The sequence below is a fragment of the Photobacterium damselae genome, assembly GCF_003026815.1.
Classification (GTDB): Bacteria; Pseudomonadota; Gammaproteobacteria; order Enterobacterales; family Vibrionaceae; genus Photobacterium; species Photobacterium damselae.
The window spans coordinates 1-2977 of the sequence record NZ_PYOG01000074.1 but is presented as its reverse complement, the minus strand read 5'-3'; the positions used below and the strand labels follow the sequence as shown (position 1 = coordinate 2977).

The window sequence follows — 2977 nt, the reverse complement described above, 5'->3', positions numbered from 1 at the left end:
TGCCATACCACTGTGTTGTTTTTTTCGTGCCGCTTTGCTCAGCAAGATAGTAGTTGGCTGTTGGGTTATCGGTAGGGGGAAGAGGGGAGTCTTTGGTGGGTTGAGTGTCAGTTTTGAGGGTAAATTGCGGTTGGTTTAAGTGAAGTTGTTTTTCTTCTTCTAGATAATACTTACTGGCACCCGAAGCGCCGCCGCGTAGTGAACTTAGCGATAACATAACATGTCCTGTTTAGTCGTGAGGGCAAACAAAGAGAAATAGAAATGCAGTGATCACTGTGATCACTGCAATCAGTACAAAAAGTACATCAAAAGGCATAAAGAGATCCTATTAGGTTTTGAGTCGGACATAATCGCCAGAAAAGCTAAAAAATTGAGGGTATTCTTGCAGCAGTTTTTTGAGCTTACCTGCCGGATAAGTAAGGCGTCCTTTGAGTTGACTTCCTATCATTCCAATTGGGACGGCATCAATATTGGCATTGAGTGATCTTGCCGTTTCAACAAGGATTTTGGATTTGCTGTCAGGGAAAGTTATTGTTTTGGGTTTAGTGGGCGAAATGGTTTCTTTTACGGGGATAGGGATAAATGTACTGAAACTTTTCTGCAAATGTATTGAGCAATTAGCATTTCCTATCCCGATGGTTGTAATTTGATGTCTTCTTAACTGGTTGAGCAGTGGAGTAAAGTCAGAATCCGATGTCATAATGGCAATGACATGGTTAGGATGCGATTGGTTCCACTCAAGAATATCGACAACCATTGCAATATCCGAAGCGTTCTTGTGTGAACAAAGATCAAAGACTTGAATGAACTGAGCAGCATGAAGTTGGCCAACTTCATGCCATGAACTGAGACACGGTTTTGTCCAGTTACCATAGATGTGACGATAGTGTATCTGCCCGCGTTTTAATAATTGCTCGATTACAAAAGTAAAATTCGATGGCGATGTGTTATCGGCATCGACAAAAAGGGCGATGGTCGGTAATTCGTTAATTGGCATAAAGAGCCTCAATAATTTGGTGCGAAGGGATTTTTTCAGTAGAATAGCGGCGGGTGCTTGAGGCTGTCTGTCTCAAGCATTTTGCAAAAGGCAGATAGTAGAAAGCCCCGAATGAACGTTAAATTCAAACGAGGCTCACTATATGTATCCAGACAATACAAATAGTAGTCTCTTTCTCGATAAGGAGCAATGCTATGCCAAACAAAAATGTTATTTTCATCCTGATAACTGCGGTATTAACAACAGTTATTATCATCGGGATCTGTAAAGGCTCACTTTGTGGTCTTGAGATTGGAGGATTTGGATTAACATTCAAGGCGCAGCTTGCTTACGAATCTTGATAGAGCCTAGGAACTAGGGCGGAAACGCCCTAGTTTCATAGGATTGTTTTTGTACATATCTTCAAGCACCCTTGTTTTTATGGTTCAAGATCAGCAGAAATGGTGGTTTCTTCCATCTCTTTAAATGCTTGCTCGGTTTGATCGTCAGCACTCATTTGGCGTTTAAGTTCTAGCTCTTCCTTCATTTTCTGCTTTTCGATGTCTTGATCATCGTTGCGAGATTTTTCCTTTTCTGATTGTTCTTTCTCCATACGCTCATTGTTCTCTTTCACGGTTTCTTTCATTTGCTCACACTCATTGTCATAACTGCTTTGGTCACAATCGCCCTGTTCATTGTTATGCCGTGCTTTGTGGATATTGAGCAGAACTTGCTTGTCTTCATCCGGCAGAGCCAGTAGTGCTCCCATTTGATAATGAGCCAACTCACCATCAATGCGCTTCATGGTGTCACTGGAATCGTAAACACGCTTTATGAATGGCACCGCGACTGAGGGCATATCATCAAACTTAAAGTTAATTCGAGTGATTGGGTAGCCGCCGAAGGTGCGATACCAACACTGTAGATCATCTAATGCCATGATCTCTGAGGTCATCACCGCAGGGCGGGTGATGGTTTGGTGGCCGAGCGAAATACCATCACGAACACTGTTAGCACCATAACTGTACTGCTCTTTGGAGATCTCTATCTCTTGCTCGCCTAAATCCTTACTCGATTTCTCGGCCTGTGGTGCGGATGGGTTTCGAAAGTAAAAGCGGGTATTTAGGAGATCGTACATTTCCTCTGCAGCGTCACGGCCATAGATTTTGACAAACTGAGCAAATGACTGGAACCCAACCAGATAGCATCCACCGTGTTTACGAACTTCGGCCAGCGTAGAGGCCAAATCAGGTAGGCGGTGTAAGCTGGGTAATTCATCGGCGATCACCCAAATGCGGCGAGTGGTGCTTTCATCTAAGCCTAAGATGGCCGTTGATGCGGTCGAGAGCCACATGGAGATCAATGGGCGTAACGAAACGTGCTGTTGCGCGTTGGAGGTTAAGAACAAAAAGCCTTTTTCGTTATCGTCCAGTACCCAATCTCGAACTGAGAACGCCTTGCGGCGTTTGCCGTTTTTGTCTTGTTGATCCAACCCTTCTAAGTAGCGAAGAGATTTGATGTAAGCGGCTAAAATGGATTTAACCGAAATGGCAATCTTATCGGCTTTTTCATCGGTGATGGCGGAGGCCATGGTGCCTTTTAAGAACTCACGCAGTACCGATGTCGGTGTTTTTAATATGTAATCCAATAAGCGCTCGTTAGTCAGCGGTTTGCCGTCTTGAGTCATTTGATAGGCGGTATTGGTAAACAGGGTTCGCGCTGATTCAATCCAAAATGGGTCGCCATGGCCTGAATCAGCAATTAAGGCGGTTGATAAGCTTTCAAAGTCGGAGAACTCTTGCGCGTCGTACCAAATTTTCCAATCCACCGACCGCTCATCAAACGGGTTTAAAATGTAGTCCTTGTGCTCATTGTAGAAGCGAGAAACAAAGGTGCAGCCTTTGTCGTAGATGATGGCCTTGTCACCACGGGCGCGGATTTCACGTAAGAGCTTACGAATTGCGACCGATTTACCTGTACCTGTTGAACCACTAAAAGAGA

The 2977-nt window shown here is 44.2% G+C and carries 4 protein-coding genes; 1 reads left to right on the top strand and 3 read right to left on the bottom strand.

All coding sequences use genetic code 11. The features are described 5' to 3' along the window. Together CTN07_RS22190 and CTN07_RS22185 are read right to left on the bottom strand one after the other, a co-directional pair. On the bottom strand, positions 1–217 hold a 217-nt coding region (locus CTN07_RS22190; protein ID WP_146154907.1), incomplete at its 3' end, for a hypothetical protein. A gap of 111 nt (positions 218–328) precedes the next feature. After that, entirely contained in the window at positions 329–997 is a 669-nt protein-coding gene (locus CTN07_RS22185) for an NYN domain-containing protein (RefSeq protein ID WP_005307277.1), read from the bottom strand. A 194-nt stretch (positions 998–1191) separates the two neighbouring features. On the opposite strand from CTN07_RS22185, the gene CTN07_RS22915 reads away from it, so the two are divergent. Continuing rightward, on the top strand, positions 1192–1338 hold the full coding sequence (locus CTN07_RS22915; RefSeq protein ID WP_157132386.1) for a hypothetical protein: 147 nt from the start codon (positions 1192–1194) through the stop codon (positions 1336–1338). A 77-nt stretch (positions 1339–1415) separates the two neighbouring features. On the opposite strand, the gene traD is transcribed toward CTN07_RS22915, so the two are convergent. After that, positions 1416–2977 (bottom strand): type IV conjugative transfer system coupling protein TraD (gene traD / locus CTN07_RS22180; protein ID WP_107183767.1); only part of this gene is annotated, 1562 nt, incomplete at its 5' end.